Annotated in this window: 21 protein-coding genes; 8 read left to right on the forward strand and 13 right to left on the reverse strand. The window is 68.8% G+C overall.

Features of this window, described 5'->3' with window-relative positions; translation table 11 throughout:
* Nucleotides 1-8 precede the first annotated feature (8 nt).
* From NA4_RS13080 to NA4_RS42130, 4 genes are all read right to left on the reverse strand, one after another.
* On the reverse strand, nt 9-1,148 hold the full coding sequence (locus NA4_RS13080; protein WP_067469307.1) for an acyl-CoA dehydrogenase family protein: 1,140 nt from the start codon (nt 1,146-1,148) through the stop codon (nt 9-11).
* A gap of 5 nt (nt 1,149-1,153) precedes the next feature.
* On the reverse strand, nt 1,154-2,653 hold the full coding sequence (locus NA4_RS13085) for a CoA-acylating methylmalonate-semialdehyde dehydrogenase (protein WP_067469312.1): 1,500 nt from the start codon (nt 2,651-2,653) through the stop codon (nt 1,154-1,156).
* Nucleotides 2,654-2,930: 277 nt separating this feature from the next.
* A complete protein-coding gene (locus tag NA4_RS13090; protein WP_067469315.1) occupies nt 2,931-3,878 on the reverse strand; it encodes a DUF2157 domain-containing protein in 948 nt (315 codons plus the stop codon).
* A 415-nt stretch (nt 3,879-4,293) separates the two neighbouring features.
* The gene (locus NA4_RS42130) at nt 4,294-4,455 is read right to left on the reverse strand and encodes a hypothetical protein (RefSeq protein WP_218022296.1); all 162 of its coding nucleotides are present in this window, start codon (nt 4,453-4,455) and stop codon (nt 4,294-4,296) included.
* A gap of 177 nt (nt 4,456-4,632) precedes the next feature.
* On the opposite strand from NA4_RS42130, the gene icmF reads away from it, so the two are divergent.
* A complete protein-coding gene (gene icmF, locus NA4_RS13100; RefSeq protein ID WP_067469321.1) occupies nt 4,633-7,920 on the forward strand; it encodes a fused isobutyryl-CoA mutase/GTPase IcmF in 3,288 nt (1,095 codons plus the stop codon).
* Between the two features lie 21 nt (nt 7,921-7,941).
* On the opposite strand, the gene NA4_RS13105 is transcribed toward icmF, so the two are convergent.
* A complete protein-coding gene (locus tag NA4_RS13105; RefSeq protein WP_067469323.1) occupies nt 7,942-8,343 on the reverse strand; it encodes a Dabb family protein in 402 nt (133 codons plus the stop codon).
* Between the two features lie 110 nt (nt 8,344-8,453).
* On the opposite strand from NA4_RS13105, the gene NA4_RS13110 reads away from it, so the two are divergent.
* Together NA4_RS13110 and NA4_RS13115 are read left to right on the forward strand one after the other, a co-directional pair.
* A complete protein-coding gene (locus NA4_RS13110; protein ID WP_067469324.1) occupies nt 8,454-9,083 on the forward strand; it encodes a TetR/AcrR family transcriptional regulator in 630 nt (209 codons plus the stop codon).
* A 71-nt stretch (nt 9,084-9,154) separates the two neighbouring features.
* Nucleotides 9,155-10,225, forward strand: coding sequence for an amidohydrolase family protein (locus tag NA4_RS13115; protein ID WP_067469326.1), 1,071 nt, complete (start codon nt 9,155-9,157; stop codon nt 10,223-10,225).
* 101 nt (nt 10,226-10,326) lie between these two features.
* Here the strand turns inward: NA4_RS13115 and NA4_RS13120 are convergent, their stop codons facing one another.
* From NA4_RS13120 to NA4_RS13130, 3 genes are all read right to left on the reverse strand, one after another.
* Nucleotides 10,327-11,127: a helical backbone metal receptor gene (locus tag NA4_RS13120; protein WP_067469452.1), complete on the reverse strand. Its 801-nt coding sequence runs from the start codon at nt 11,125-11,127 to the stop codon at nt 10,327-10,329.
* Between the two features lie 448 nt (nt 11,128-11,575).
* The gene (locus NA4_RS13125) at nt 11,576-12,343 is read right to left on the reverse strand and encodes an SWIM zinc finger family protein (protein WP_067469328.1); all 768 of its coding nucleotides are present in this window, start codon (nt 12,341-12,343) and stop codon (nt 11,576-11,578) included.
* Nucleotides 12,340-15,162 (reverse strand): DEAD/DEAH box helicase, encoded by a 2,823-nt coding sequence (locus tag NA4_RS13130; RefSeq protein ID WP_067469331.1) that lies wholly within the window; start codon nt 15,160-15,162, stop codon nt 12,340-12,342. The genes NA4_RS13125 and NA4_RS13130 overlap by 4 nt, the downstream gene beginning before the upstream one ends.
* A gap of 527 nt (nt 15,163-15,689) precedes the next feature.
* Between NA4_RS13130 and NA4_RS13135 the strand changes: the two genes are divergently transcribed.
* Complete coding sequence (locus tag NA4_RS13135; RefSeq protein ID WP_067469333.1) at nt 15,690-16,052, forward strand: hypothetical protein; 363 nt, start codon at nt 15,690-15,692, stop codon at nt 16,050-16,052.
* A 12-nt stretch (nt 16,053-16,064) separates the two neighbouring features.
* On the opposite strand, the gene NA4_RS13140 is transcribed toward NA4_RS13135, so the two are convergent.
* Entirely contained in the window at nt 16,065-16,883 is an 819-nt protein-coding gene (locus NA4_RS13140; protein WP_084497049.1) for a sulfurtransferase, read from the reverse strand.
* 185 nt (nt 16,884-17,068) lie between these two features.
* Between NA4_RS13140 and NA4_RS13145 the strand changes: the two genes are divergently transcribed.
* On the forward strand, nt 17,069-18,274 hold the full coding sequence (locus NA4_RS13145) for a benzoate/H(+) symporter BenE family transporter (RefSeq protein WP_067469335.1): 1,206 nt from the start codon (nt 17,069-17,071) through the stop codon (nt 18,272-18,274).
* A gap of 115 nt (nt 18,275-18,389) precedes the next feature.
* Here the strand turns inward: NA4_RS13145 and NA4_RS13150 are convergent, their stop codons facing one another.
* Nucleotides 18,390-19,196 (reverse strand): SDR family oxidoreductase, encoded by an 807-nt coding sequence (locus NA4_RS13150; RefSeq protein WP_067469337.1) that lies wholly within the window; start codon nt 19,194-19,196, stop codon nt 18,390-18,392.
* 56 nt (nt 19,197-19,252) lie between these two features.
* On the reverse strand, nt 19,253-19,744 hold the full coding sequence (locus tag NA4_RS13155) for an Lrp/AsnC family transcriptional regulator (protein ID WP_040774899.1): 492 nt from the start codon (nt 19,742-19,744) through the stop codon (nt 19,253-19,255).
* A gap of 139 nt (nt 19,745-19,883) precedes the next feature.
* On the opposite strand from NA4_RS13155, the gene pdhA reads away from it, so the two are divergent.
* Genes pdhA through NA4_RS13170 form a run of 3 tightly spaced genes read left to right on the forward strand, consistent with a single transcriptional unit; the run spans nt 19,884 to nt 23,605 of the window.
* On the forward strand, nt 19,884-20,996 hold the full coding sequence (gene pdhA, locus NA4_RS13160) for a pyruvate dehydrogenase (acetyl-transferring) E1 component subunit alpha (protein ID WP_067469340.1): 1,113 nt from the start codon (nt 19,884-19,886) through the stop codon (nt 20,994-20,996).
* On the forward strand, nt 20,993-21,976 hold the full coding sequence (locus NA4_RS13165) for an alpha-ketoacid dehydrogenase subunit beta (RefSeq protein ID WP_067469342.1): 984 nt from the start codon (nt 20,993-20,995) through the stop codon (nt 21,974-21,976). Before pdhA ends, NA4_RS13165 begins: the two co-directional genes overlap by 4 nt.
* A 30-nt stretch (nt 21,977-22,006) precedes the next feature.
* On the forward strand, nt 22,007-23,605 hold the full coding sequence (locus NA4_RS13170) for a dihydrolipoamide acetyltransferase family protein (protein WP_067469345.1): 1,599 nt from the start codon (nt 22,007-22,009) through the stop codon (nt 23,603-23,605).
* Here the strand turns inward: NA4_RS13170 and NA4_RS13175 are convergent.
* Together NA4_RS13175 and NA4_RS13180 are read right to left on the reverse strand one after the other, a co-directional pair.
* Nucleotides 23,592-24,047 carry an acyl-CoA thioesterase gene (locus NA4_RS13175; RefSeq protein WP_245671319.1) on the reverse strand — a complete coding sequence of 152 codons (456 nt, stop codon included), beginning with the start codon at nt 24,045-24,047 and terminating at the stop codon, nt 23,592-23,594. The genes NA4_RS13170 and NA4_RS13175 overlap by 14 nt on opposite strands.
* Nucleotides 24,044-24,997, reverse strand: a complete 954-nt coding sequence (locus NA4_RS13180) for an AraC family transcriptional regulator (protein ID WP_067469350.1) — start codon at nt 24,995-24,997, stop codon at nt 24,044-24,046. Before NA4_RS13180 ends, NA4_RS13175 begins: the two co-directional genes overlap by 4 nt.
* Nucleotides 24,998-25,156 lie beyond the last annotated feature (159 nt).

The following is a 25,156-nucleotide window of genomic DNA, read 5'->3' on the forward strand; positions in this document are numbered from 1 at the left end:
TCGCTCGCTCATGCGGCTCCAACCACGGCGCGGGCGACGACCACCCGCATGATTTCGTTGGTGCCTTCGAGGATCTGGTGCACCCGCAAATCGCGGACGATCTTCTCCACGCCGTACTCGGCCAGATACCCGTAGCCGCCGTGCAGCTGAAGCGCCTTGTTGGCCACCTCGAAACCGGCGTCCGTCGCGAAGCGCTTCGCCATGGCGCATAGCTCGACCTTGTCCGGCGCGTCGGCGTCGAGTGCCGCCGCGGCTCGCCACAGCAGGGTGCGCGCGGCCTCCAATTCTGTTCGCATATCGGCGAGTTGGAATTGCAGCGCTTGGTTCTTCAGCAGCGGCTTGCCGAACGCGTGCCGCTCGGCGAGATACGGCACCGTCTTGTCCAGCGCCGCCTGCGCGCCGCCGACCGAGCACGCGGCGATGTTCAGCCTGCCGCCGTTGAGTCCGTTCATCGCGATGCGGAAGCCGTCGCCTTCCGCGCCGAGCCGGTTCGCCGCCGGAATCCTGGCGTCGGAGAAGATCACCTGACGGGTCGGCTGCGCGTTCCAGCCCATCTTCTTCTCGTTCGCGCCGAAAGAGACGCCGGGGGTGTCGGCGGGCACGATGAACGCCGAGATCCCGCGCGCCCCAGCGTCGCCGGTCCGCGCCATGACAACGTAGACGTCGGTGGCGCCCGCACCGGAGATGAACTGCTTGGCGCCGTTGAAGATGTAGTCGTCACCGTCGCGAACGGCCTTGGTGGCCAACGCCGCCGCGTCCGAGCCGACGCCCGGTTCGGTCAGCGCGTAGCTGGCCAGCAGCTCCATCGTGGTCAGGCGAGGCAGCCAGCGGTTGCGCTGCTCCTCGTCGCCGTAGCGGTCGATCATCCACGTCGCCATGTTGTGGATGGAGATGTAGGCGGCGATGGCCGGGCAGCCGGTGGCCAGCTGCTCGAAGATGCGCACGGCATCCAGCCTGCGCAGACCCGAACCGCCCACGTCCTCGCGGACATAGATGCCGCCGAGACCGAGCGGGCCCGCCTTGCGCAGCACGTCGACCGGGAAATGCTTCTGCTCGTCCCATTCCAGCGCGTTCGGGGCGAGGAATTCGTCGGCGAAGCCGCGCGCGGTGTCGCGGATCGCCCTTTCGTCGTTGTCCAAGTCGAACATCGGCGTCAGTCCATCGTCGGGATGACGAACGCGTTGCTCTCCTTCAGGCCGGAGGGCCAGCGCTGCGTCACCGTCTTGGTCTTGGTGTAGAAGCGGATCGAATCCGGACCGTGCTGGTTCAGATCGCCGAAGCCGGAACGCTTCCAGCCGCCGAAGGTGTAGTACGCGATCGGCACCGGGATCGGGACGTTGATGCCGACCATGCCGACCTGCACCCGCGCGGCGAAGTCGCGAGCGGTGTCGCCGTCGCGGGTGAAGATCGCTACGCCGTTGCCGTACTCGTGCTCGTTGGCCAGGCGCAACCCTGCTTCGTAGTCCTTGGCGCGGACCACGCTGAGCACCGGACCGAAGATCTCCTCGCGGTAGATCCGCATGTCGGGGGTGACCTTGTCGAACAGCGTCGCGCCGACGAAGTAACCGTCCTCGGCGCCCTCCACCACGAGCCCGCGGCCGTCCACGACCAGCTCGGCACCCTCATCGATGCCGAGCTGGACGTAGTTGTTCACGCGGTTCACCCCGTCTTGGCCGACCAGCGGGCCGAAGTCGGCGCCAGGGTCGTCGGAGCGGCCGACGTTGAGTTTGTGCACCCGCTCGGTCAGTTTGGCCACCAGGCGATCGGCGGTCTCCTCGCCGACCGGAACGGCCACCGAGATGGCCATGCAGCGTTCGCCCGCCGAGCCGTAGCCCGCACCGATCAGCTGGTCGGCGACATCGTCGAGGTCCGCGTCCGGCATGACGATCGCGTGGTTCTTCGCGCCGCCGAAGCACTGGGCGCGCTTGCCGTTCGCCGTCGCGGTCTCGTAGATGTACTGCGCGATCGGGGTGGAGCCGACGAACCCGACGGCCTTGATCCGCGGGTCGTGCAGCAGCGTGTCGACGGCCTCCTTGTCCCCGTTGACCACGTTGAACACACCGGCGGGCAGACCGGCTTCGAGGAACAGCTCGGCCAGCCGCAGCGGCACCGAGGGGTCGCGCTCGGAGGGCTTGAGCACGAACGCGTTGCCGGTGGCCAGCGCGGGACCGGCCTTCCACAGCGGGATCATGGCGGGGAAGTTGAACGGGGTGATGCCCGCGACCACGCCGAGCGGCTGGCGCATCGAATAGACGTCGATGCCGGTGCCCGCGCTTTCGGTGTACTCACCTTTGAGCAGGTGCGGGATGCCGGTGGCGAACTCGATGACCTCCAGTCCGCGCTGAATGTCGCCCTTGGCGTCGGCGATGGTCTTGCCGTGCTCGGAGGACAACAGGGCGGCCAGCGAATCCATCTCGTCCTGCACCAAGGTGAGGAACCTCATCAGCACACGCGCCCGCTTCTGCGGATTGAACGCGGCCCACTCCGGTTGCGCCGCCTCGGCATTCGCGATGGCCGCCTCGACTTCGGACTTGCTCGCCAACGGCACCCGGGCCTGCACCTGCCCCAGATTCGGATCGAAGACATCGCCGAACTTGCCGGACCCGCCCGGCACATGTTGCCCGCCGATGAAGTGTGTGAGTTCGCGAACCATGCCAGTCCTGTCCTTCTAGCCGATCGAACACCGCAACGCGGTATGTGGTCACCCTATAGTTGGACATCCAAGTATCAACAGACCGTTCAGGGCGATGTGATCCATCCCACGCCCATGCCCGTGGACCGCCGGAGCGACTCCGGTGAGCAAGTCCGACGAGTGGCGGACACCGCGTCTAGCCCAGCGACGCCCACTCGGCGCGCCGGCTGACCCGGCGAGTGGCACATTGCTGCGGCAAAACGCGAGAAGGGGCCTCCATGGTGTGCCACTCGCGGAGCTAGCCGGGCTTTTGGGACCGCGCGAGCTGGAATGCGCCGAAGGTGAGGGTGATGGCGCCGATCGCCACGACCACGGCGGCCGCGCCGAGTGCGTCGTCGGTCCATTCGGCGACGGCCTCTCCGGCGGCGAGTGCCACGGATACGGCACCGCCGATGATGAGTACCGCCGACCGCTGGGTTGCGTACAGGATGAAGCAGACCAGCGCCACCAGGCCCGTTAGCGCAGAAGCCCAGGTTCGGCCGTCGACGTCGATGCTCTGGGCGGCCGCGACGGAGGTGACGATCGCGATGAGATACCCGACCTGGGTTTCGAACAGAGCGCCGATTCTGGTCAGCGCGAACCACGCGCCACCGAGCAGCAGTACGGCCACGCTGCCCCACACTTCGTCGAGGTCGAACACCTCGGTGAGCATCCCCGCGACGGCCGCGGGCACGAAGCAGGCGCAGACGAGCATGCCGAGCACCGACGGCAGCGCGAGGTAACCGAGTACCGCGACCACAGCTCCCGCCAGGCACGCGAAAACCCAAGCCGCATCGAAGCTCCCGCTTTCGAACGCGGTGCCGACGGCCCCGGCGAGCGCGACGGACGCGAGTGCGAACAACGCCGCCGCGAGCCGGGCACGGGCGCCGTGCGCCCTCTGGCGGGTGAACAACGCGCCGGCGAGCAGCACTCCGCCGAACAGCAGCCCGGCCGCCACGACGGCGAGCACCCCCACCCGGACCGGCCGTCCCAGGTCCTCCCAGGACGAAGCCATCACCAGGAAGATCCCGCCGAACACCAGACCGGCACCGAGGTAAGCGGCGATCTCGGCGAGCACCTTCCCGCGCGCCGCCGCGGCCTGCTCGACAGCGAGCGCCGCGAGTACGGCATCGGCCTGCTCACGGGACAGCACACCCTCGGTGACCAGCCGCCCTACCGCGGTATCCGCTCTGTCGTCGCTCAGCATGCGCCCAGTATGTCCGAGTCGGCAGCTCGGACAACAGAATCAGCTCCGGACAACCCGAGCCCGTACTCGCGCGCTGGCGTCGATCTGGCGGAACCACATGCGCGACTCCGACGACGCAGACCGGCCGCGTACCGCCATCGCCGCAGCGCTGGTAGTCGTCGAACTCGACTGTGCGAGTCGAGCTCCTGATGACGCAGGCTCGGCACACCGGTCACGAACCAGCGCCACCACAAGGCGTTGCGAGAGCACCGTCGCCGTCGGAAACCTGGCGGTCGAGGAGGTTATCGAGCGGGTGACGAATTCAGGGCCACCTGCGTCACGGCTGGCGCGGTTGATCGCCTCGAGTACCTCCGCGAGGAACACGAACCGCGTGTCCGAGTCGGCAACCACGTGACGCAAGGGAGAACTCGACCAGTCACCGCCCCAAGTCGTGCGCTGGGCGACGCAACCAGACTCGGCTCCACGGGCACGAGTGGCAGTGGGCCACGGCGATGACCGCCGAAACCTCCTCGGGCTGTCCGACGCGGCCCAGCGGCGTGCGTTCCGCGACGGTCTTCTGGTGATCCTCGGTGGACATGCCGGTTCCCGGTGGCGGCGGTACTCGCCCGCCGCTGAACCCAGTCGAGTTCCCCGATGCGAGCGGGTCGGGCGGGGAACGAGCTCCGTACAGGATCACCTAGCGATGTGATCGCTGTCACCGTAGAATTAGTTTGACGTCCTAGTATCGGGCGCCAATGGACTCCGGAGGGATCCCGTGGCCGACCGCAGCGCGCTCTACACGCCCGTCCATCCCGTTCGCTTCGTCACCTCCGCCGCGCTGTTCGACGGGCACGACGCGGCGATCAACATCATGCGCCGCATCCTGCAGAGCCAGGGCGCGGAAGTGATCCACCTCGGCCACAATCGTGCGGTCAGCGAGGTGGTGGACGCGGTGCTCACCGAGGACGCGCAGGGCGTCGCGGTCAGCTCCTACCAGGGCGGTCATGTCGAGTACTTCGAATATCTGGCGGACGCTCTGCGGAAGGCGGGGGCCGAGCACGTCCGGATCTTCGGCGGCGGAGGTGGCGTCATCGTCGCCGAGGAGATCGCACGGCTGGCCGAATCCGGCGTCACCATCTTCTCCCCCGAGGACGGGCAGCGACTCGGCCTGCCGGGGATGATCAATCAGCTGATCCGCGACTGCGATATCGACTTGGCGGCCGAGCCGCCCGCGGTGGACGCGGTGCTCGCGGGCGAGCGATCCGCGCTGGCCCGCGTCATCACCTGCCTGCAGAGCAACACGCTGCCGGAGCCCGACCGGCAGAAGCTGACCCAAGCCGCCGCGGCGCGGCGCGTGCCGGTACTGGGCATCACCGGCACCGGCGGCTCCGGAAAGTCCTCGCTCACCGACGAATTGGTGCGCCGACTGCGTTCGGACCAACAGGACAGCCTTCGAGTCGCGATCCTGGCGGTGGACCCCACCCGGCGGCGCGGCGGCGGCGCGCTGCTCGGCGACCGCATCCGGATGAACGCGCTGGACAGCGAGCACAAACAGACGCCGCCGGACGAAGTCCGCCCACAGCCCGCGCCGGGCCGAGCGAAGGCGAGGCAGCCGCACGTCTTCTTCCGCTCCCTGGCCACCCGCGGCGGACGGGAACTGCCCGACAATATCGATCTGATCGTGGCCGCCTGCAAGGCCGCCGGGTACGACCTGGTCATCGTGGAGACGCCGGGCATCGGCCAGGGCGACGCGGCGGTGACCGAGCACGTCGACGTGTCGCTGTACGTGATGACACCCGAGTTCGGCGCCGCCTCCCAGCTGGAGAAAATCGACATGCTGGATTTCGCGGACGTGGTGGCGATCAACAAATTCGAGCGGCGCGGCGCGGCGGACGCCTTGCGCGACGTGGCCAGGCAGCTGCTCCGCAATCGGGAGGAGTTCCAGGCAACGCCGGAGGACATGCCCGTCTTCGGCACCAGCGCCGCGACATTCAACGACGACGGAGTGACGGCGCTCTACCAGCACCTGACCGGATTGCTCGCCGAGCACGGGCTGCCGCTGGAGCCCGGCACGCTACCGAAGGTCGATACCCGCGTTTCCACGCGCTTCGCCCAGCTCATTCCGCCCGCACGGATCCGCTATCTGGCCGAGATCGCCGAGACCGTACGCGCGTACCACGCCGAGACGGCCGCCCAAGTCGTCGCGGCGCAACGCCTGCAACGCCTCGAGCAGGTGGCGGCCGAACTGCCCGATGACCACGCCGTCGCGGAATTGGCCGAACGCGCACGCGCCGACCTCACCCCGGCGAATGCCGCGCTCTTGGCCGAATGGCCCGTGCTTGCCGAGTCCTATCGGGGCGACGAGCAAGTGGTGCGGGTACGCGACCGCGAGATCCACACCTCGTTGCGCCGGGAAACGCTGTCCGGCAATTCGATTCCGCGCGTCGCCCTGCCCAGCTATACCGATCACGGTGAGCTGCTGCGGTTCCTGCGCGCCGAGCACCTGCCGGGCCGATTTCCCTACACGGCCGGGGTATTCGCGTTCAAGCGCGACACCGAGGACCCGGCCAGGATGTTCGCGGGCGAGGGGGACGCCTTCCGCACCAACCGCAGGTTCAAGGTACTGAGCGAGCACTCCGACGCGAAACGGCTGTCCACGGCATTCGATTCGGTGACGCTCTATGGTCACGATCCCGCCGAGCGCCCCGACATCTACGGCAAGGTCGGCACGTCCGGGGTGTCGATCGCCTCGCTCGACGACATGGAGGTCCTCTACGACGGCTTCGATCTCACCGCGCCGGCCACATCGGTGTCGATGACCATCAACGGACCGGCGCCGACCATCCTGGCGTACTTCCTCAACGCGGCGATCGACCAGGCGCTGGACCGGTTTGCGACCGAACAGGAACGCCCACCCACCGACGCAGAGGCGGCCGGCGTCCGCGCCCGAGCGCTGGCGACCGTGCGGGGCACGGTGCAGGCCGACATTCTCAAGGAAGACCAGGGTCAGAACACCTGCATCTTCTCCACCGAGTTCAGCCTGCGCATGATGGCCGACATCCAGGAGTGGTTCGTGCGCAACGGTGTCCGCAATTTCTACTCGGTGTCCATCTCCGGCTACCACATCGCCGAGGCGGGCGCGAACCCGATCAGCCAGCTGGCCTTCACCCTGGCCAATGGGTTCACCTATGTGGAGGCGTATCTCGCGCGCGGCATGCACATCGATGACTTCGCGCCCAACCTGTCGTTCTTCTTCTCCAACGGAATGGACCCGGAGTACTCGGTCATCGGCCGGGTGGCCCGGCGCATCTGGGCCGTCGCCATGCGGGACCGCTACGGTGCCAACGAACGCTCGCAGAAGCTCAAGTACCACATTCAGACCTCCGGCCGGTCGCTGCACGCGCAGGAGATGAACTTCAACGACATCCGCACCACCCTGCAGGCGCTGATCGCGATCTACGACAACTGCAACAGCCTGCACACCAACGCCTACGACGAGGCGGTGACCACCCCGACCGAGGAATCGGTGCGCCGCGCACTGGCCATCCAGCTCATCATCAACCGGGAATGGGGCGTCGCGATGAACGAGAATCCGCTGCAGGGCAGCTTTCTCGTCGACGAGCTCACCGACCTGGTCGAGGAGGCCGTGCTGGTCGAGTTCGACCGGATCAGTGAGCGTGGCGGCGTGCTCGGCGCGATGGAGACCGGTTACCAGCGCGGCAAGATCCAGGACGAATCGATGCGCTACGAGCAGCGCAAACACGACGGTTCGCTGCCGATCGTCGGCGTGAACACCTTCCGCAACTCACACGGCGAACCGCACCGGGTGCTGGAGCTGGCGCGCGGTACCGAGGCGGAGAAGCAGTCGCAGCTGCGGCGGGTCCGCGAGTTCCAGCAGCGCCACCGCGACGACGCCCACGCCGCGCTGGCCCGTCTGGAGGCGGTGGCCCGCACCGACGACAACATCTTCGAGGTGTTGATGGACGCCGCCCGCGTGTGCACGCTGCAACAGATCACCGACACCTTCTTCCGCGTCGGCGGGCAGTACCGCCGCAACGTGTGAGGTGCGGAAGGCGCTGAGCCGTCAGAAGATTCGCACCTCCGGGATGGTGTCCATGAGCGCGGCCCACTCCGGGTACTTCGCGAGCTTCGCCTCGTGCAGCGCCATGATCTTCTCGCGCAGTCCGGGATCGGGCTGATCGGAGACGTCCGGACCGATCGCGATCTTCGCGAAGTGCGGGATTATCCGCGGATCGCCTGCCAAGTGGACCGGATCGTGCAGGTAGCGCTCCAGGGCGTCCAGGTCTTCGATGCCCACGCAATAGGCGTGAGTCAGGCCCTCGGACGCGTCGCCGAGGTTCTGGCCGACCGTCGAGAAGGACACCGACTCCACCGACGCGGTACGCCGCATCGCCGCGAGGACCTCGGCTTTCTGCTCCTCGGTGGTCTCGGGGCGGAAACCGAAGCGCAGCAGGTGAACGATCATGAACTCCTCCTAGATTGAACTTATCGGTTCAATCTAGAGAACTTATCGGTAGATACACAAGATTGAACCTGTGAGTTCATTCAGATCGTCGGAGCCGATAGCATGCAGGGATGGCCGGACCAACGGCGGCGCGTGGCCGCATCGACAAGCGACAGGCGATCCTGGACGTCGCGTTCACCGTCTTCGCTCGCCGCGGCTACGACAAAGCCTGTGTGCAGGAGATCGCCGACGAGGCGGGCGTCGCCAAACCGACGGTCTACAACCATCTCAACGACAAGCAGACGCTGTTCGAGCACGCCGTACTCGCCGCGGCCGACGCTGTCGCAGCCCAGACCTCGGCGATCGTCGAGGATTTGCGCGAGCCCGGGGATGATCTGGCCGCAGCCCTGACCGACGCGGCGCACCGGTTGCTCGAGGTCTGCGCGAGTGATCGCGCCCGCGCCTTGCGCGCGCTCACCTATGCCCAGCTCGCGGCGTTTCCCGACCTGGTCGACACCGTTCTCACGCGTACTTCGCGCACGGTCGCCGATGCACTGGCCGATCGACTCGCCCGGCTTGCGCTCGCGGGCAGGCTCCGCGTCACCGACCCGTCGGAGGCCGCCGAGCAATTGCTCGCCCTGCTCACCGCCCCGCTGGAGGCTCACTCCCGGCTCGGGACGCGCCCGGTCCCCGCCGATGAACTCGACAGCATCGCCGCGGCCGCGATCCGTACGTTCCTGGCCGCCTACGGGTCGCGCTGATTCCCGGCCCCGGCCCGCAGGACGTGTGACAATCGGCCGGGCAGACCTTCAGCGCGGTTGGGACGGCAGACATGGACCTCTCGGGCATTCGGATCATCGACGCACACATCCACCAGTGGGACCCGTTCACCACGCCCAGGGATTTCAGCGGGCTTGCGAAGCTGTTGCGGCGGCTGCCGGTGCCGGTGGACCTGGCCAAGCGCCTCGCACCGCGACGCGACCGCGAATTCGTCGGCGACCCGGTCGCCTATCTGCGGCCCTACCTACCGTTCGACTACCGCGCCGATGCCGGGAACACTCCGATCGAGGTGATCGCGCACATCGAGGTCGAATGGTCACAGCCGGGGCCGCTGGGCAAGGCAGGCGAGACCGCCTGGGTGGCGGGCCTCCCGCTGGAGGCCGCGCCGCGACTGGGCGCGATCCTCGCCGGTGGCGACCCGGCGGAGCCCGGATTCCCCGAGTTACTGGACGCGCACGCCGCCGCCTCGCCGCTGTTGCGCGGCATCCGCACGATGGTCGCCCACCATCCCGATCCGGGCGTGCGGTCGTTCACCGACTCGCCGGGCAAACTCACCAGCAAAGCGTTCCTGGACGGCTTCGCGCACCTCGCCGACCGCGGCCTGTCTTTCGAAGCATGGGTGTACTCGCACGCCATCCCGGACGTCACCGCTCTCGCCGAGCGCTATCCCGAGGTGCCGATCGTGCTGAACCATCTCGGCACGCCCGCGGGGATTTTCGGCGCGGTCGGCAAGCACACCGGTACCCATCCCGGACGACGCAGACAACTGCTGGTGCGATGGCGCGACGATCTCAGCGCGCTGGCCGCGCACCCGAACGTGGTCGCTAAGGTCAGCGGGCTGATGATGCCGATTCTCGGCCACCCGGTGCCGCCCCGCGGCACGCCGACACCCGTCCCACAGCTGCTCGACCGGGTCGGCCCGCTGGTCGAGCACGCATTCGATGTCTTCGGCGCCGATCGCCTCATCTGGGGCTCGAACTTCCCCGTGGACAAGCCGATCACCACAATTCCCGGCAGCATCGAGACGATCGCGACCGCGATCACCGGTCACGGCGGCGGACGTCCGGAACTCGAGCAGGTCTTCCGGACTACCGCACAGCGGGTATACCGGATCGCGGACTGAGCGGGAGTTTGTGCGATCGTCTCCACCAGCGGCACCGGCGGTATCACAGGCACGGGCGGACTCAGCGTGAACGCCGACGGCACCCACTACATCTGGTTCGACTACGTACCCGGCCGATTCGGCAGCCGCGCGCGCCCCAGTGCCGCGGTGAGCTCGTCGCGGGCGGACGCCAGGGACGGCCCGTACCAGGTGAGGGTGCGGCCCGCGACCAACGCAACCGGAATGTGCGGAAAGGCGTCCGGCCCATCGGATTCGGTGAAAACGTAGGGCTCGTCGGGGAGCACCGCGAGGTCGACACCCTCGGTCAGCTCCGCGTCGGTGAGGCGGGGATAGCGCTCGGGGCGGACGGCGTGCACCAGCCGCAACCCGAGGCGGCGCGCGATATCGCCGGTGAAGGTGTCGCGTCCGACCACCATCCACGGGTTGCGCCAGATCGGGATCACCGCGGCGCATTCCGGCTCGGGTGGCGGTGGCCCCCAAGCGGATTCGGCGTCGACCAGCCACGGCGGCACGCCGATGCCGAGGGCCTGGGTACAGAGCCGGGCGAGAGAGGCCATGGCTTCGTCGACGGTTTCGATCTTGGTGACCCACACCGGAATTCGCGCCGCGCGCAGCCGCATCACGTCGAGGCGGCGGTTCTCCTCCATGTTGCACAGCACGAGGTCCGGGCGGAGTTCGATGATGCGCCGGACGTTCGGGTTCTTGGTGCCGCGGACCCGTTCGACCGCCAAGTCCGCCGGGTGCGTGCACCACTGTGTCGCGGCGACAAGGATTTCCGGGCACGTCATCGCCACCGCCTCGGTCAGCGACGGCACCAGTGAAACCACCCGGCGCGGCGGGGTGCGGACGTCGACGGGTGTTCCGAGGTCGTCGCGCGGCAACGCTGCCGGTGGGCTGTTCATTGCCACGCCTGCCAGCCTATAACAGAAGATATGCGCTGGTCGGTGCGTATTTCTTGGAGTCGTCGCACGACGTCAAGGCTTGGTCGGCCCGATGCCGTCGGGAACCTGTTCCCGGCTCAGCGCTGAGGCCACCAGCGTGGAAGCCGCGCATTGCACTCCGATCACCGCGAGCTGTCGCAGATGGCGTCAATCGCTTGGGCTCCAGTGCATCTGGCGATTCACTTCCCGTGCAGCAGAGCGCGTTGGGGCGTGGGACCACTGGTTTACGCGTCAACTACGGCACAAAGGGCAGTGCGAGGGCAGTTCCATACGGAAGGGCCGCGCGGGAGACTGAGAAAGGCACCCGGCGTCGGGAAGTCTCCGGTCCCTTCGCTGCGCCGGACTCGATCCCGCCCCGATTATCCGGCGCTGAACCGACAGCCCCGATTCCGGGTGCCTACCAAGCCGTTCAGCCGTCGAACCGGCGATAGAGCGCGGTGAGTTCGCGCAGGCCGGTCGCGGCGGTCGCCTCGTCGTGGGCGGTCATTCGCAGCGCCTTGCGCAGCAGCAGCGGATCCAGATCCTCTGGCGCGGGACGGAATTCGGGCTTCGGCAGATCCGGCAAGACGATGTGGTCGCCGTACAGGTCATCGGAGACGGCAGGGTGGGCATCGCGTTCGATACCGCCGATCAGTGTGTCCAGGTCGAGGCCACGCAGGGTGAGAATCTCGCGCGGGCGTTCGTCGAGCCGCTCGGCCAGCAGATAGCACACCGCGGCCACGTGCTTGCACGGCCAGCCCGGATCCGGGCAACTGCAGGCGAAATCCAGGTCCGCCGCGGTGGTCGGCAGCAACAGCGGCCCGAGGCCGGTCGGTAACGCCCCCGACGCGATCTCGGCGAGCATGCCCGGCGCAGAACGGATGGTCTCGATCAGCAGCTCGAGCTCGTCCTCGCGCAGGAGACGCACGGAGAACACCGCCGTGAACGGACGCGGCTGGCTGCCTTGCACTTCCGCGGTCACGGCACCGGGCTCGATCCGGTAGTTCACCACCTGACCCGACCTGGCGTAATTGCGGCCGCGCGCCAGACGCCCCGGCTCCGCCATCCGCTCCACCGAGTCCACCAGGGCCTTGCCCCACCACGTGCGCCCGAACGCGCCGCGGCTGCTGCGCGCGGCCACCCCGCCGCGCACCGGCAGCTTCTTCCCGTACTCGGAGTAGTCGACGAAGGGACTCATTCGCCCACCGCCGCGGCGCCCAGGGTGAACAAATCGCGCAACTCGTCTGTGCTCAGCTCGGTGATCCAGCTCTCCCCCGCGCCGACGGCCAGATCGGCGAGCTGCCGCTTGCCGGTGATCATCTCATCGATCCGCTCCTCGATGGTGTCCACGCAGACCAGCTTGCGCACCTGGACGTTGCGCTGCTGCCCGATCCGGAACGCGCGGTCGGTGGCCTGGTTCTCCACTGCCGGATTCCACCAGCGGTCCAGGTGGACAACGTGATTGGCGGCGGTGAGGTTGAGTCCCGTGCCACCGGCCTTGAGCGAAAGCAACATCAGCGGCGGTCCCTCCGGCTCCTGGAACCGGGTGACCATGTCGTCGCGCTTCTTCTTCGGCACCCCACCGTGCAGGAACGGGATCTCGGCGCCGAAGCGCTCGATCAGATACGGCGCGACGAGTTCGCCGAACTCACGGAACTGGGTGAACAGCAACGCTTTCTCGCCGTCGGCCAGCACCGCGTCGAGCACGTCCTCGACGAGGGCGAGCTTGCCGGAACGATGGGCGCCGCGGTGCAGCACACCCGACCCGTCGCCGAGGAAATGCGCGGGATGGTTGCACACCTGCTTGAGCCGGGTGAGCGCGCCGAGGACGGCTCCCTTGCGGGCCATCCCCTCGGCATCCTTGATCTTGGCGAGCATGTCGTCGACAACCGCCTGGTAGAGCGCGGCCTGCTCGACGGTGAGATTGGCCCGCACCGTCATCTCCAGTTTGTCCGGCAGATCGCTGATCACCGCGGGGTCGGTCTTCACCCGGCGCAGCACGAACGGCCGGGTGAGCCAGCGCAGACGGCTGATCGCGTTCTCGTCGCGCTCGCGTTCGATCGGCACCGCGAAGCGCGCGCGGAACGACTGCGGGCTGCCGAGCACCTTCGGCATCGCGAAATCCATGATGGAGCGCAGCTCTTCCAACCGGTTCTCCACCGGAGTTCCGGTGAGCGCCAGCCGATGCCGCGCCGGCAGCGACCGCGCCGCCCGCGCCTGCCGCGTGCCCGCGTTCTTGATGTGCTGCGCCTCGTCCAAGACGACGCGGTCCCACGGTTGCCTGCCGAGTTCCTCGACATCCCGGGCGAGCAGCGCATAGGTGGTGATCACCAGATCGGCCGCGGCGATCGTCTCATCGAGTTCGGCGCCCGCCAGACGTCCCGCGCCGTGGTGCACCCATACCCGGAGATCGGGCGCGAATCGCTCGGCTTCGCGCTGCCAGTTGCCGACCACCGACATCGGGCACGCCAGCAAGGTCGGGCCCGGCGGCTCGGTGTCGGCCGCCGTCTCGCGCTCGTGTACCAGCAGGGCGAGCACCTGAACGGTCTTGCCGAGCCCCATGTCGTCGGCAAGAATCGCGCCGCATCCCATCCGGCTCATGGTGGCCAGCCAGGCCAGACCGCGTTCCTGGTAGGGGCGCAGTTCGGCTTTCAACCCGACCGGCGGCGCGACCGGCGCAGGCGCGTGGGCGCCATCGAGCAGGTCCGCCGCCCAGCCCGAGGCCGTGACCTCGGCGATCGGCACCTGCTGCACCCGTGATCCCGCGATTTCGCCGAGCATGTCCGCGAAGGTGATCGGCGAGTCGTCGGTGTGCGCGGCGACATAGCGGGCCGCGGCGGCGAGCACCTTGTGGTCGGCCTGCACCCACTGGCCGCGCAACTGGACCAGATCGGACTTGCCGCGCACCAGCCGTTCCATCTCGGCCGGGCTCAGCACGATGTCGCCGAGCGCGAGTTCCCAGCGGTAGGAGACCAGGCCACGCATGCCGACGGTGCTCTCGGCGGCGGGCACCGCGCTGTCCACCCGCAGCCGCATGCTCGGCTCGGCGACGCTCCACGCCCGCGGCAGCAACAGCCGGACGCCCGCGGCGTGCAGGGCGTGCGCGCCGTGCACCACCAGGTCGAGCACCACCTCGGTGGGCAGCAGCAGATCCAGGCTGCGCGGATCGCTCGGCAGATCGCGCAACCGCGGGTAGGCCCGCTGCGCCGCGCCGAGTTTGTCCACCGCGATCCGGACGAGGTTCGGGTCATCGTGCAGCGGGACGGATTTCGGCGCCTCACCGGTAACGGCCAGGCAGACCTCCAACCGCCACAGCGCCACCGTCTCGTCGTCGGCGCCGAATTCGCCATCCGGCTCGAGCAGGCGAAGCACCAGCTCGGGTTCGTCGCCGGTCAGGCTGGCACGCCACTGTTCCAGCACCTCGGCCACCTGATAGCTGCCGTTGTCCAGCGGTGTATCGCCGACCAGGGCAGCCACCAGGGGATGCGGTGTGCCGGGCAGATCGACCAGCGCTCGCGCGATCGGATCGGTGAGTTCGGTGACCAGATCGTCGAGCAGCGCGGCCGCCCGCCCGGCGACGCGCAGCGCCTGCGGCATGGCGACGGCCAGTTCGGCCAGCCAGGCGCGTTGCCGCTCCCCACCGACCAGCCGCCAGCGCACCCACCACTCGCCGTCCTCCCTGCGTAACTCCGGCACAACCCGGCCGGCGCGCACCCAGCGCTCGACCCCGCGCGCAACGTGCGCAAGAAAACGCAGATCACCGGCGACGACCTGGTCGGGCAGGCGCTGCCGCAGTACCTGCGCGGCCGCGGCGGGCGTCAGCGCATGCGCCCGGACCTGCTCGGTCTGGCCGGACCCCGCGACCAGAACGTCGGCACGATGCCGGAACTTCGCGGCACGCAGCACGCTGCCCAGCGGGTCGGGAAGCGCGGCGGCCAGTTCGTGGGGCAGCACGGCGACCGGCGAGTCGTGCCAGAGCAGCAACCCGCCGCCCGGCGACCACAGACCGTGCAGCATGACCCCATCCAAGCAGGCGGGTCCGACACGTCCACGGCTCCCTGCGGGCCGTCCCGGGTATCGGCCCGGACCAGGGTTCCGATCGGCATATCCGCCGACAGAACGGACACTGATCAGCGTCGAGTCCAGGTGTCGCCAGGGTGGCCGCTCCAGCGCGGGCGGCGTAGTACGCCCAGACCTGGTGTCGTCCAAAGGAATACGCAGGCGACCAAGATCGGTGATCCGCGCGCCACGCTCCGGCATGCGCGTCGCATGCTTCCCGAGTGGCGGCTGGTGCCAACCGCGGACACGCCGACGACCTGCCGCAGCGAGCGAACAACGCAGGTCAGGCGTAGTTTCGAAGGTGCGGCCAGTACCGGGAAGGCAGGAATGCGCCGGGCGGGACGGCGCGGGCCGGAGGATGAGAAGACTCCGCCCCGGCGGAACACACGGGCAGTACCCAACGGACCGGAAAAGGAAGATACTGGATATCCGCTGGTCATCGCGGAGAACCGCAGCTTGGTGTCAAGGGAAGCGGAGGAAGCAGCATGACGATTCTGCTCCAGGTCCTCGAACAGAGCTTCACACCGACGACCGCGTGGGAACGACGTAAGTTCACCTTCGTGCACGCCGACAAGATCGTCGGCATGCGGTGCGACGGACAGTGCGGCGTGTGGCTGGACCTGTCGCGACCTGGTGAATCCCAGCGTCTGGCGCGGACAAGCGACCCGCGTGCGGCGGTCACCTTCCTGCTCACCACCTTCGCCAAGATCGCCGAGTGCGAGGAACGCGGCGGATCGTGGGTGATCGGGCACGACGGAACGCACATCGAGTCCATCGCGGCCACCCGGTTCCCGCCTCGGGTGAGCGAGGTCACCGACGACGATCTCCTGGCGCGCGCCTGGTTGTAGCGGCCGCCGCCGTCAGTTCCCCGTCGCCACCGGCCGTTTCGGATCGTTCGACCACTGCGACCACGAACCGGGATACAGCGCCGCCTCGACGCCCGCCACCGCGAGTGCGGCGATCTGATGCGCCGCCGTCACCCCGGACCCGCAGTACACCGCCACCGGCCCGGAGCCGAATCCGGCGAAGCGGTCGCGCAGTTCGTCCGCTGTCCGGAAGCGGCCATCGGCGTCGAGGTTCTCGGCGGTCGGAGCGCTGAGCGCGCCAGGAATGTGTCCGGCGCGGGGATCGATCGGCTCCACCTCACCGCGGTAGCGCTCGCCCGCGCGGGCATCCAGCAGCACACCCTGCCAGCGTGCCGCGGCGTCCGCGTCGATCACCGGCAGCCCGCCGGGGCTCAACTCGACATCGCCCGGCTCGGGGTCCGCTTCGGCGCCGGTCGCGATCGGCCCGCCCGCGCCGGTCCACGCGGGCAGTCCGCCGTCGAGAATGCGCACGTCCGCGACGCCCGCCCAGCGCAGCAGCCACCACGCGCGGGCGGCGGCCATACCGCCGGTGGCGTCGTAGACCACCACCGGATCGCCATCGCACAGCCCCCAGCTGCGCGCGCACTTCTCGAGTTGCGCCGGGTCCGGCAGCGGGTGCCTGCCGCGGGCCGGCGAAGGCGGCGAGGCCAGTTCGGTTTCCAGATCGACGAACACGGCCCTGGGGATATGGCCGTCGAGATACTGCTGCGGCCCATCCGGGTCGCCCAGCGCCCATCTGACGTCCAGCAGGTGAAGCCGCTTGTCCGCCAATGCTTCCCGAAGCTCCCCCGGTGAGATCAGTACCGCGCTCAACCCAGCTCCTCGTCCTGAATCGCATCCTCGCGCACGACTCCCCCACCCTACGCATCCGAATGGGCCGATGTCGCCATACTCGCGCGTACCGCAGTGCGTCCCGCTGAGCCGGGCGCCGCGGGTCAGGCCAGTTTCGGGGCACTGGCTGGCGACACGGCCTGGTCAGCAGGGGCAATATCCCGCCAGTGTCGAACGTTTCCACGGCCAAGGCCACCACCGCGCGCGAACCCGAGCATGCGAAGACCGGTCTCGTTCAGCCGCTCGGCGCGGGCGCTGTGACGGCGCTGGTGGGTTTCACCAGCTCGTTCGCCGTTCTGCTGAGCGGGCTCACCGCGGTGGGGGCGAGTGCGGCACAGGCGGCGTCGGGCCTGCTCGCGGTGTGCGTCACGCAGGCGATCGGCATGATGCTGCTGAGTTACCGGTATCGGATGCCGATCACGCTGGCCTGGTCCACGCCGGGTGCGGCGCTGCTGGCGGGCACCGGGGCCGTGGTGGGCGGGTGGCCCGCGGCGATCGGTGCGTTCGTGGTGACCGGGGTGTTGATCGTGATCACCGGACTGTGGCAGCGGCTCGGCGCACTGGTGGCCGCGATCCCGGTGGAGATCGCGCAGGCCATGCTGGCCGGCGTGCTGCTGCCGCTGTGCCTGGCTCCGGTGCGGGCGGTGCAGTCCAGCCCGGCGGTGGTCGTTCCGGTGATCTTGGTCTGGCTCGTGCTGCAACGGTATGCCCAGCGCTGGGCCGTGATCGCGGCCTTCGCCACCGCGGCGGCCGGCGCCGCGATCAGCATCGCGGTCCAGCACAAGCCGCTCGACCTGGGCGCGATGGTTCCGTCGCTGGAACTCACGCTGCCGCACTGGAGTTGGCAAGCGCTGATCGGCGTCGCGATCCCGCTGTACATCGTGACCATGGCGTCGCAGAACATTCCCGGCACCGCGGTGCTGGCCTCGTTCGACTACCGGGTTCCGTGGCGCGCCGCGATGAGCGTCACCGGCCTCGGCACCGTCATCGGGGCGCCCGCCGGCGGGCACGCGATCAATCTCGCCGCGATCAGCGCCGCGCTCTCGGCCGCGCCCGCCGCGCACCCGGACCCGAAGCGACGCTGGATCGCGGCCGTCACCGCGGGCGTGACGTACTTACTGCTCGCGCTGGGCTCGGCCGCTCTGGTCACCCTGGTCGCGGCCGCTCCGGCGGGCACGCTGGAGACCGTCGCGGGCTTGGCCCTGATCGGAACACTCGCCGCGGCGCTCAGCGCGGCACTGAGCGCAGGCGAACACCGCGAAGCCGGAGTCGTCACCTTCGTGATCGCCGCGTCCGGCGTCGGCTTCGCCGGAATCGGCGCGGCGTTCTGGGCCTTGTTCGCCGGTCTGCTGGTGCGCAAGGTGCTGCGCTAGATGGCACCGCGTTGTGCTGCATTGCCCGCCCTGTGCTGGGCACAGTGCGGCATTGGACGCACATCTACTGCCGGAGACACGAGTCTCGGCTGTCGACGACCCCGGCAGGTTGCCGCTACGCCTGGAGCGTGGCCTGGAAGCGGCGCATGCCGTCGATCCAGCGGTCGTAGTCGGAGCCCTTGTGGCGGTACATCTTCAGCACCTCCGGATGCGGGAGGATCAGGAAGTGCTCGTCCGCGACGCCGGTGAGGACGATCTCGGCGACCTCGTCCGGGGACAGCACCGCGCCCGAGCTGGTGACGGCTTTCATCGCGAGCTCGGCCGCGGCGGCGTGTTCCGGTGGGACGAGTCCGCCGTGCAGTAGCCGGGTGTCAACGCCCATCGGGCACACACAGCTCACCCGGACCCCTCGGTCGCCGTAGGTGACCGACAGCCACTCGGCGAAACCGACGGCCGCGTGCTTGGACACCGCGTAGGGCGCCGAACCGAGCTGGGTGAGCAGGCCCGCCGCAGACGCCGTGCTGACGAAATAGCCGCCGCCGCGCTCCAGCCAGCCGGGCACCAGCAGCCGCGCGGCACGGACATGCGCCAGCACATTGACCTCGAGCGCGGCCGCCCACTGCTGATCGGTGCTGTCCAGACCCGCGCCGCCGCCGATGCCCGCGTTCGCGAAATACAGATCCACCGGCCCGAACTCGGCCTCGGCACGCTCGATCAGCCCGCGGATCACCGCTTCGTCGGCCACGTCGCCACCGACCGCTACCGCGTCCGCGCCGAGCGATTCCGCGACCCGCGCCGCGCTCGCCCCGTCGAGGTCGGCGAGCACCACCCGCGCCCCACCCGCGACGAGCCGACTGGCCAATGCCGCCCCGATCCCAGCACCCGCCCCTGTGACGATGGCAACTTTGCCCACAATCTCCATCCCCTCACCCTAGGGCGGCTGACTCGCCCCTGCTCGGCCTGGCGGGGTTGTCACCTTCAGCTCGAATTCGCCAGGCGATCCAACAGCGGCGCGGTACGCGGACCGACCAGCTCGCGCATGACCAGCGCCATATTGGTCCGCTCGACGCCGGGGATCTTGAGGATCTGCCCGGCGATGCGATACAGGTCATCGGCGTCCTGCGCGACCACCCGCACCGTGAGGTCGGTGAGCCCGGTCATGCCGCACACCTCGGTCACCTCGGGCACCTCGGCGAGTTCGTCGACGACCGAATCCAGCCGATGCTGATCGACGACGACCGCGACGAACGCCGCGAGCGGATAACCCAGCGCCCGCGGCTCGACGCGGCGCTCGAAACTGCCGAGGACGCCACCGGCCTCCCAGCGGGACAGCCGAGCCTGCACGGTATTGCGGGACAGGCCGAGCCGGGCGGCCAGCTCGACGCCCGTCGCCCTGGGATTGGCGACCAGCTCCAGCAGCAGCCTGGCGTCGGTGGCGTCCAGGGTCACGCCGACGTTTTCTCTGGTCATACAACGCAGTATGACACCATTCGCGGGTGCGGAATTGAGCATTCTGCCCATTCGCCTGTCAAGCACTTGCGCAGTTCGCGTTCTGGTGGATGCTGTGAGATAGAACACATTCCTTTGTGGCGCGACGGGGTGAGCAGCGATGACGGGCAAGTCCGAGTATCCGGTCCAATTGGTACAGCCGGATGGTCGTCGTGTGCTCGACCCCGAGCATGCCGCGCTGGTCGCCGACGTCGGCCCCGAACAGCTGCGCGACCTCTACGAGGACATGGTCGTCACGCGAAGGATCGACACCGAGGCCACCGCGCTGCAACGGCAGGGCCAGCTCGGACTGTGGGCGCCACTACTCGGGCAGGAAGCCGCCCAGGTGGGTTCGGCGCACGCGCTGCATCCCGACGACTACGTGTTCTGCAGTTATCGCGAGACCGCCGTCGCCTACTGCCGCGGTGTGCCGCCCACCGACCTCACCCGGCTGTGGCGCGGCGCCGCCCACCACTGCTGGGACCCGCACGCGGTGAACATGACCAACCCGAACATCGTCGTCGGATCGCAGGGCCTGCACGCGACGGGCTACGCGTTCGCCGCGCACTTGGACGGCGCCGACATCGCCACCATCGCCTACTTCGGCGACGGCGCGAGCAGTCAGGGCGATATCGCCGAGGCGATGGGGTTCGCCGCGAGCTGGAGCGCGCCCGTGGTGTTCTTCTGCCAGAACAATCACTGGGCGATCAGCGAACCGGTGCGCGTGCAGAGCGCCACCCCGATCGCGCGCCGCGCGGATGGATACGGCATGCCGGGCAAACAGGTCGACGGCAACGACGTGCTGGCCGTGCTCGCCGTGACCAGGCAGGCAGTGGCCCGGGCGCGCTCGGGCTGCGGCCCGTCGTTCATCGAGGCGCTCACCTATCGGATGGGGCCGCACACCACGGCGGACGATCCCACCCGCTACCGCTCGACCGCCGAGACCGAGCAGTGGGCGCGGCGCGATCCGATCGACCGGATGCGCAAGCTGCTCGAACGCGAGGACCTGTGGGAGGAGGCGTTCGCCCGGCGCGTTGCGGAGCGCTCCGACGAGGTCGCCCAGGCGGTGCGCAGCGCCACCATCGACATGCCGGACCCGGCGCCGACGGAGCTGTTCGACCACGTCTACGCCACCCCGCACCCGCTGATCACCGAACAGCGGAGGGCGTACGAGGAGTACTCGACCGGCGATCCCGGCCAGTCCTCCGCACGAGGAGAAGGAGTCCCACGATGATCACCACCTTCGCCGCCGCGCTCAACACCGGCTTGCGGCGGGCTCTGGAGGACGACCCGAAGGTCTTGCTGATGGGCGAGGACATCGGCCGTCTCGGCGGGGTGTTCCGGGTGACCGACACGCTGCAGAAAGACTTCGGCGACAATCGCGTCATCGATACGCCGCTGGCCGAATCCGGCATCATCGGAACAGCTTTCGGCATGGCGCTGCGGGGCTACCGGCCGGTGTGCGAGATCCAGTTCGACGGCTTCGTCTATCCCGCGTTCGACCAGATCGTCTCGCACGTGGCGAAGATCAACTACCGGACGCAGGGAAAGGTCAACGCGCCGCTCACGATTCGCATCCCGTTCGGCGGCGGCATCGGGTCGGTGGAGCACCATTCCGAATCGCCCGAAGCCTACTTCGCGCATACCGCGGGCCTGCGCGTCGTCACGCCGAGCAACCCGGCGGACGCGTACTCGATGATCCGCCAGGCGATCGCGCTGAACGATCCGGTGATCTTCTTCGAACCCAAGCGCAGGTATTGGGACAAAGCAGATGTCGACTTCGTCGCGCTGGACCGTGACGGCGGGCCGCCGCTGGACCGCGCCAGGGTCTGCACGACGGGCACGGACGCGACCGTCGTCGCGTATGGCGGCACGGTCGCGACCGCGCTGTCGGCCGCGAAGATCGCCGCGGCGGAGGGCCACGCGCTCGAGGTGATCGACCTGCGCAGCCTCTCGCCGATCGACTTCGACACGATCGAGGAGTCGGTCGCCAAGACCGGGCGGCTGGTCGTCACGCACGAGGCGCCGGTATTCGCCGGGCTCGGCGCCGAGATCGCCGCGCGGATCACCGAGCGCTGCTTCTACCACCTCGAAGCACCGGTCCTGCGGGTCGGCGGATTCGACATCCCCTATCCCCCGGCTAAGCTCGAGAAGCACCACCTGCCCGACCCCGACCGCATTCTCGACGCGGTCGACCGCTCCCTCGCCGCCTGACGCGGGTTCGCCGTAGTGAGAGGTGCCCACGTGGAAGACCATGCCCGCCAGCCTCTTCCGGCGTCCGTGCTGGAGTTCCGGCTGCCGGATCTCGGGGAGGGGCTCACCGACGCCGAGCTGGTGTCCTGGGCGGTGGAAGTCGGCGACACGGTGGAGCTGAACCAGACCATCGCGGAGGTGGAGACAGCCAAAGCGGTGGTGTCGCTGCCGTGCCCGTTCGCGGGCCGGGTGGTCGAATTACTGGCGCAGCCGGGCGACACGGTCGCGGTCGGCGCACCGCTCATTCGCGTGGAGCAGGAGCGGAAAACGGCACCCGATGACGCCACCGGGGAGCCGGGCCGCTCCTCGGTCCTGGTGGGCTACGGCCCCGAGGAGGAAGCAACATCTCGGCGGCGCAAGCCCCAAGGGCCACCAGCGCAAAGGATTCCGCAGCCAGCGGCGAATACCGCGCAGCCGGGCAACGTCCCCCGCGAGTCCGAACAATCGGGTAGAGCACTCGGCGTAAGCAATGTCGCAGCAGATACCCCAACCGAACTGGGCACCGCCCAGAAGCCCCAACGACCCGGTCCAGCACTCGACACAAGCGACGTCACGGCAGCCACCCCAACCGATCCAGGTGCCAGCGCCCAGGTCCCCGAACGACAGGACACAGCACCCGGAACGATGGATGTCGCGGCAGACACCGCCGCCCAAGAGCCCGAACGACCGACTTCGGCACTCGGCATGGCGCGCCCGGCGGCGACCCCCGCCGCACGAAAACTCGCACGCGAACTCGGCATCGATCTGTGGTTCGTCGCGGGATCCGGGCCGGGCGGCGCGGTTACCGTCGACGACGTGCGCGGCGCGGTGCCCGTCTCCCAGCCACGTCTGGTCGAACACGCCGAGGCAGCAACGGCCGTCGCCGATGCCGGGGTGGTCCGGCCGACCGCGCGTGAGGTCCGCACCCCGATCAGCGGCATCCGCAAGCGCACCGCCGCTGCGATGCTGAACAGCGCCCGCACCATCCCGCAGGCCAGCACATTCGTCACCGTCGACTGCACCGCCTCGATGGAGCTGCTCGACCATCTGCGCAGCACGAAAACCTTTGCGGGCCTGACCCCCACACTCCTGGCGCTGGTCGCCAAGTCGGCGCTCGCCACACTCGCGGATTGTCCCGGGATGAACGCCTTCTGGGACGAAGCGAACCAGGAGATCGTCACCAAACACTATGTGAACCTCGGCATCGCGGTGGCCACCGACCGTGGCCTGCTCGTACCGAACATCAAAGAGGCACAGACGCTGAGCCTGCGCGATCTCACCCGCGAAATCGGCTGGCTGGCCGACACCGCCCGCTCCGGCGGCGCCACACCCGCCGACCTGCGTGGCGGCACTTTCACCATCACCAACGTCGGCGTCTTCGGTGTGGACGCCGGGGTACCGCTGGTCAATCCGGGCGAGGCGGCGATCCTGTGTCTCGGCTCGATCCGCAAGCGGCCGTGGGTATTCCGCGACGAACTCGCGGTCCGATGGGTGACCACGCTCGGCGTGAGCTTCGACCACCGGATGATCGACGGACAACTGGCCGCCCGCTTCCTCGCCACTACCGCAAGCCTGCTGGAGGACCCGCTGACGCTCCTCAGCCGTCTGTGACGCCGTGGTCCGGGGACTGTCGGTCCGTGACGAGCGCAGCGGCGGCAGTGCGGATGACGTCCGGGATCTCGACCGGTTTACGCGTCTCCGCGTCCACGTAGACGTGCACGAAGCTGCCGGTCGCGGCCAGTTCCAGGCCACCGTCGGCCTCGCGGAAGATAGCCAGATCGTAGGTGATGCTGGACCGGCCGAGCCGCGAGACGCGCAAGCCGACCTGCAGCTGATCCGGGAAGCTGATCGAACCGAGGTACTGGCAGGAGGTCTGCGCGACCACACCGAGCGCGGGCAGCGCGCGGATGTCGGTGCCGGTGGCGTGCATCAACCACGCGTTCACGGCGGTGTCGAAGTACGAGTAGTACGTCACGTTGTTCACGTGTCCGTAGTGGTCGTTGTCGGCCCACCGGGTGGGGACCGGCCAGAGCACCGGATACTGCTGCGTCACCCGGCCGACGATAGCTCAATAGGAGTAATGCCTTGGCGGTGGTCGCGCGGGGAGACGCCGAAGTGGCGCTTGAACGCGGTGCTCAGCGCGAAGGCGCTGCCGTACCCGACCTGGCGGGCGATCGCCTCGATGGTGGCGTCGGATTCCTGGAGCAGGTCCGCGGCGAGCGCCAGCCGCCATTCGGTGAGGAACGCCATCGGCGGCTCGCCGACCAGATCGGTGAACCGGCGGGCCAGCGCGGCCCGGGATACTCCGACCGCGTCGGCCAGGCCCGCGACCGTCCACCCGTGCGCGGGGTTGTGCTGCAGCAGGCGCAGCGCTTTGCCGACCAGCGGGTCACCGTAGGCGTGGTACCAGGCGGGCGCGTCGTTGCCGGCGAACCACGCGCGCAACGCGGCGATCAGCACCAGATCCAGCAGTCGGTCCAGAACCGCGCTCTGCGCGGGCTGATCCTTGTTCGCCTCGTCGACCAGGATGTCGAGCACTCTGCTGTCGAAGTCGCCCCGTTGCAACACGATCACCGGTGGGAGCGCGCGCAGCAGCCGGTCGCTGGCCGCGCCCGCGGACTCGTAGGTCCCGGTGACCATCATGGTGGCCCCCTCCGGGTCGGTGCCCCACTGCCGAACACCGAGACTCAATGTCTCACAGAGGATTTCGCCGTCCGGCGTCTTCGTCACCTGGCCGGGATGGATGACGATCTGCGGTTCGGTCGCCGGGTCGTCGGCCACCGTGTACGGGGCGGGCCCGCGGAAGATCGCCACGTCACCCGCGCCGAGCTGGCGCGGCGCGCCCTCGTCGGTGACGATCCACGCGCCGCCCCGGATCATCGACAGCACCGTCAGCGGGGATTGGTCCTGAATCCGCAGTGACCACGGCGGGTCCAGCAGCGAACACATCACGAACGCACCGCGAGCGCGAGGACCTTCGAGCAGACTGGCTAGCACATCCACCCCGTCAACTGTAGACGATCGCGCATGATCATGAGCCATTCAACGATGTTCCGTCTCAGCCGGGGGCCCTCATCCGCGTCGCCAGCGGCACCGGCCACGCGGACGGGAACCGAAAGATTTCGCGGACTACGTCGTGGAGGCGGCGATCACCGGGGTCTG

Source organism: Nocardia amamiensis NBRC 102102 (assembly GCF_001612745.1).
Taxonomy (GTDB): Bacteria; Actinomycetota; Actinomycetes; order Mycobacteriales; family Mycobacteriaceae; genus Nocardia; species Nocardia amamiensis.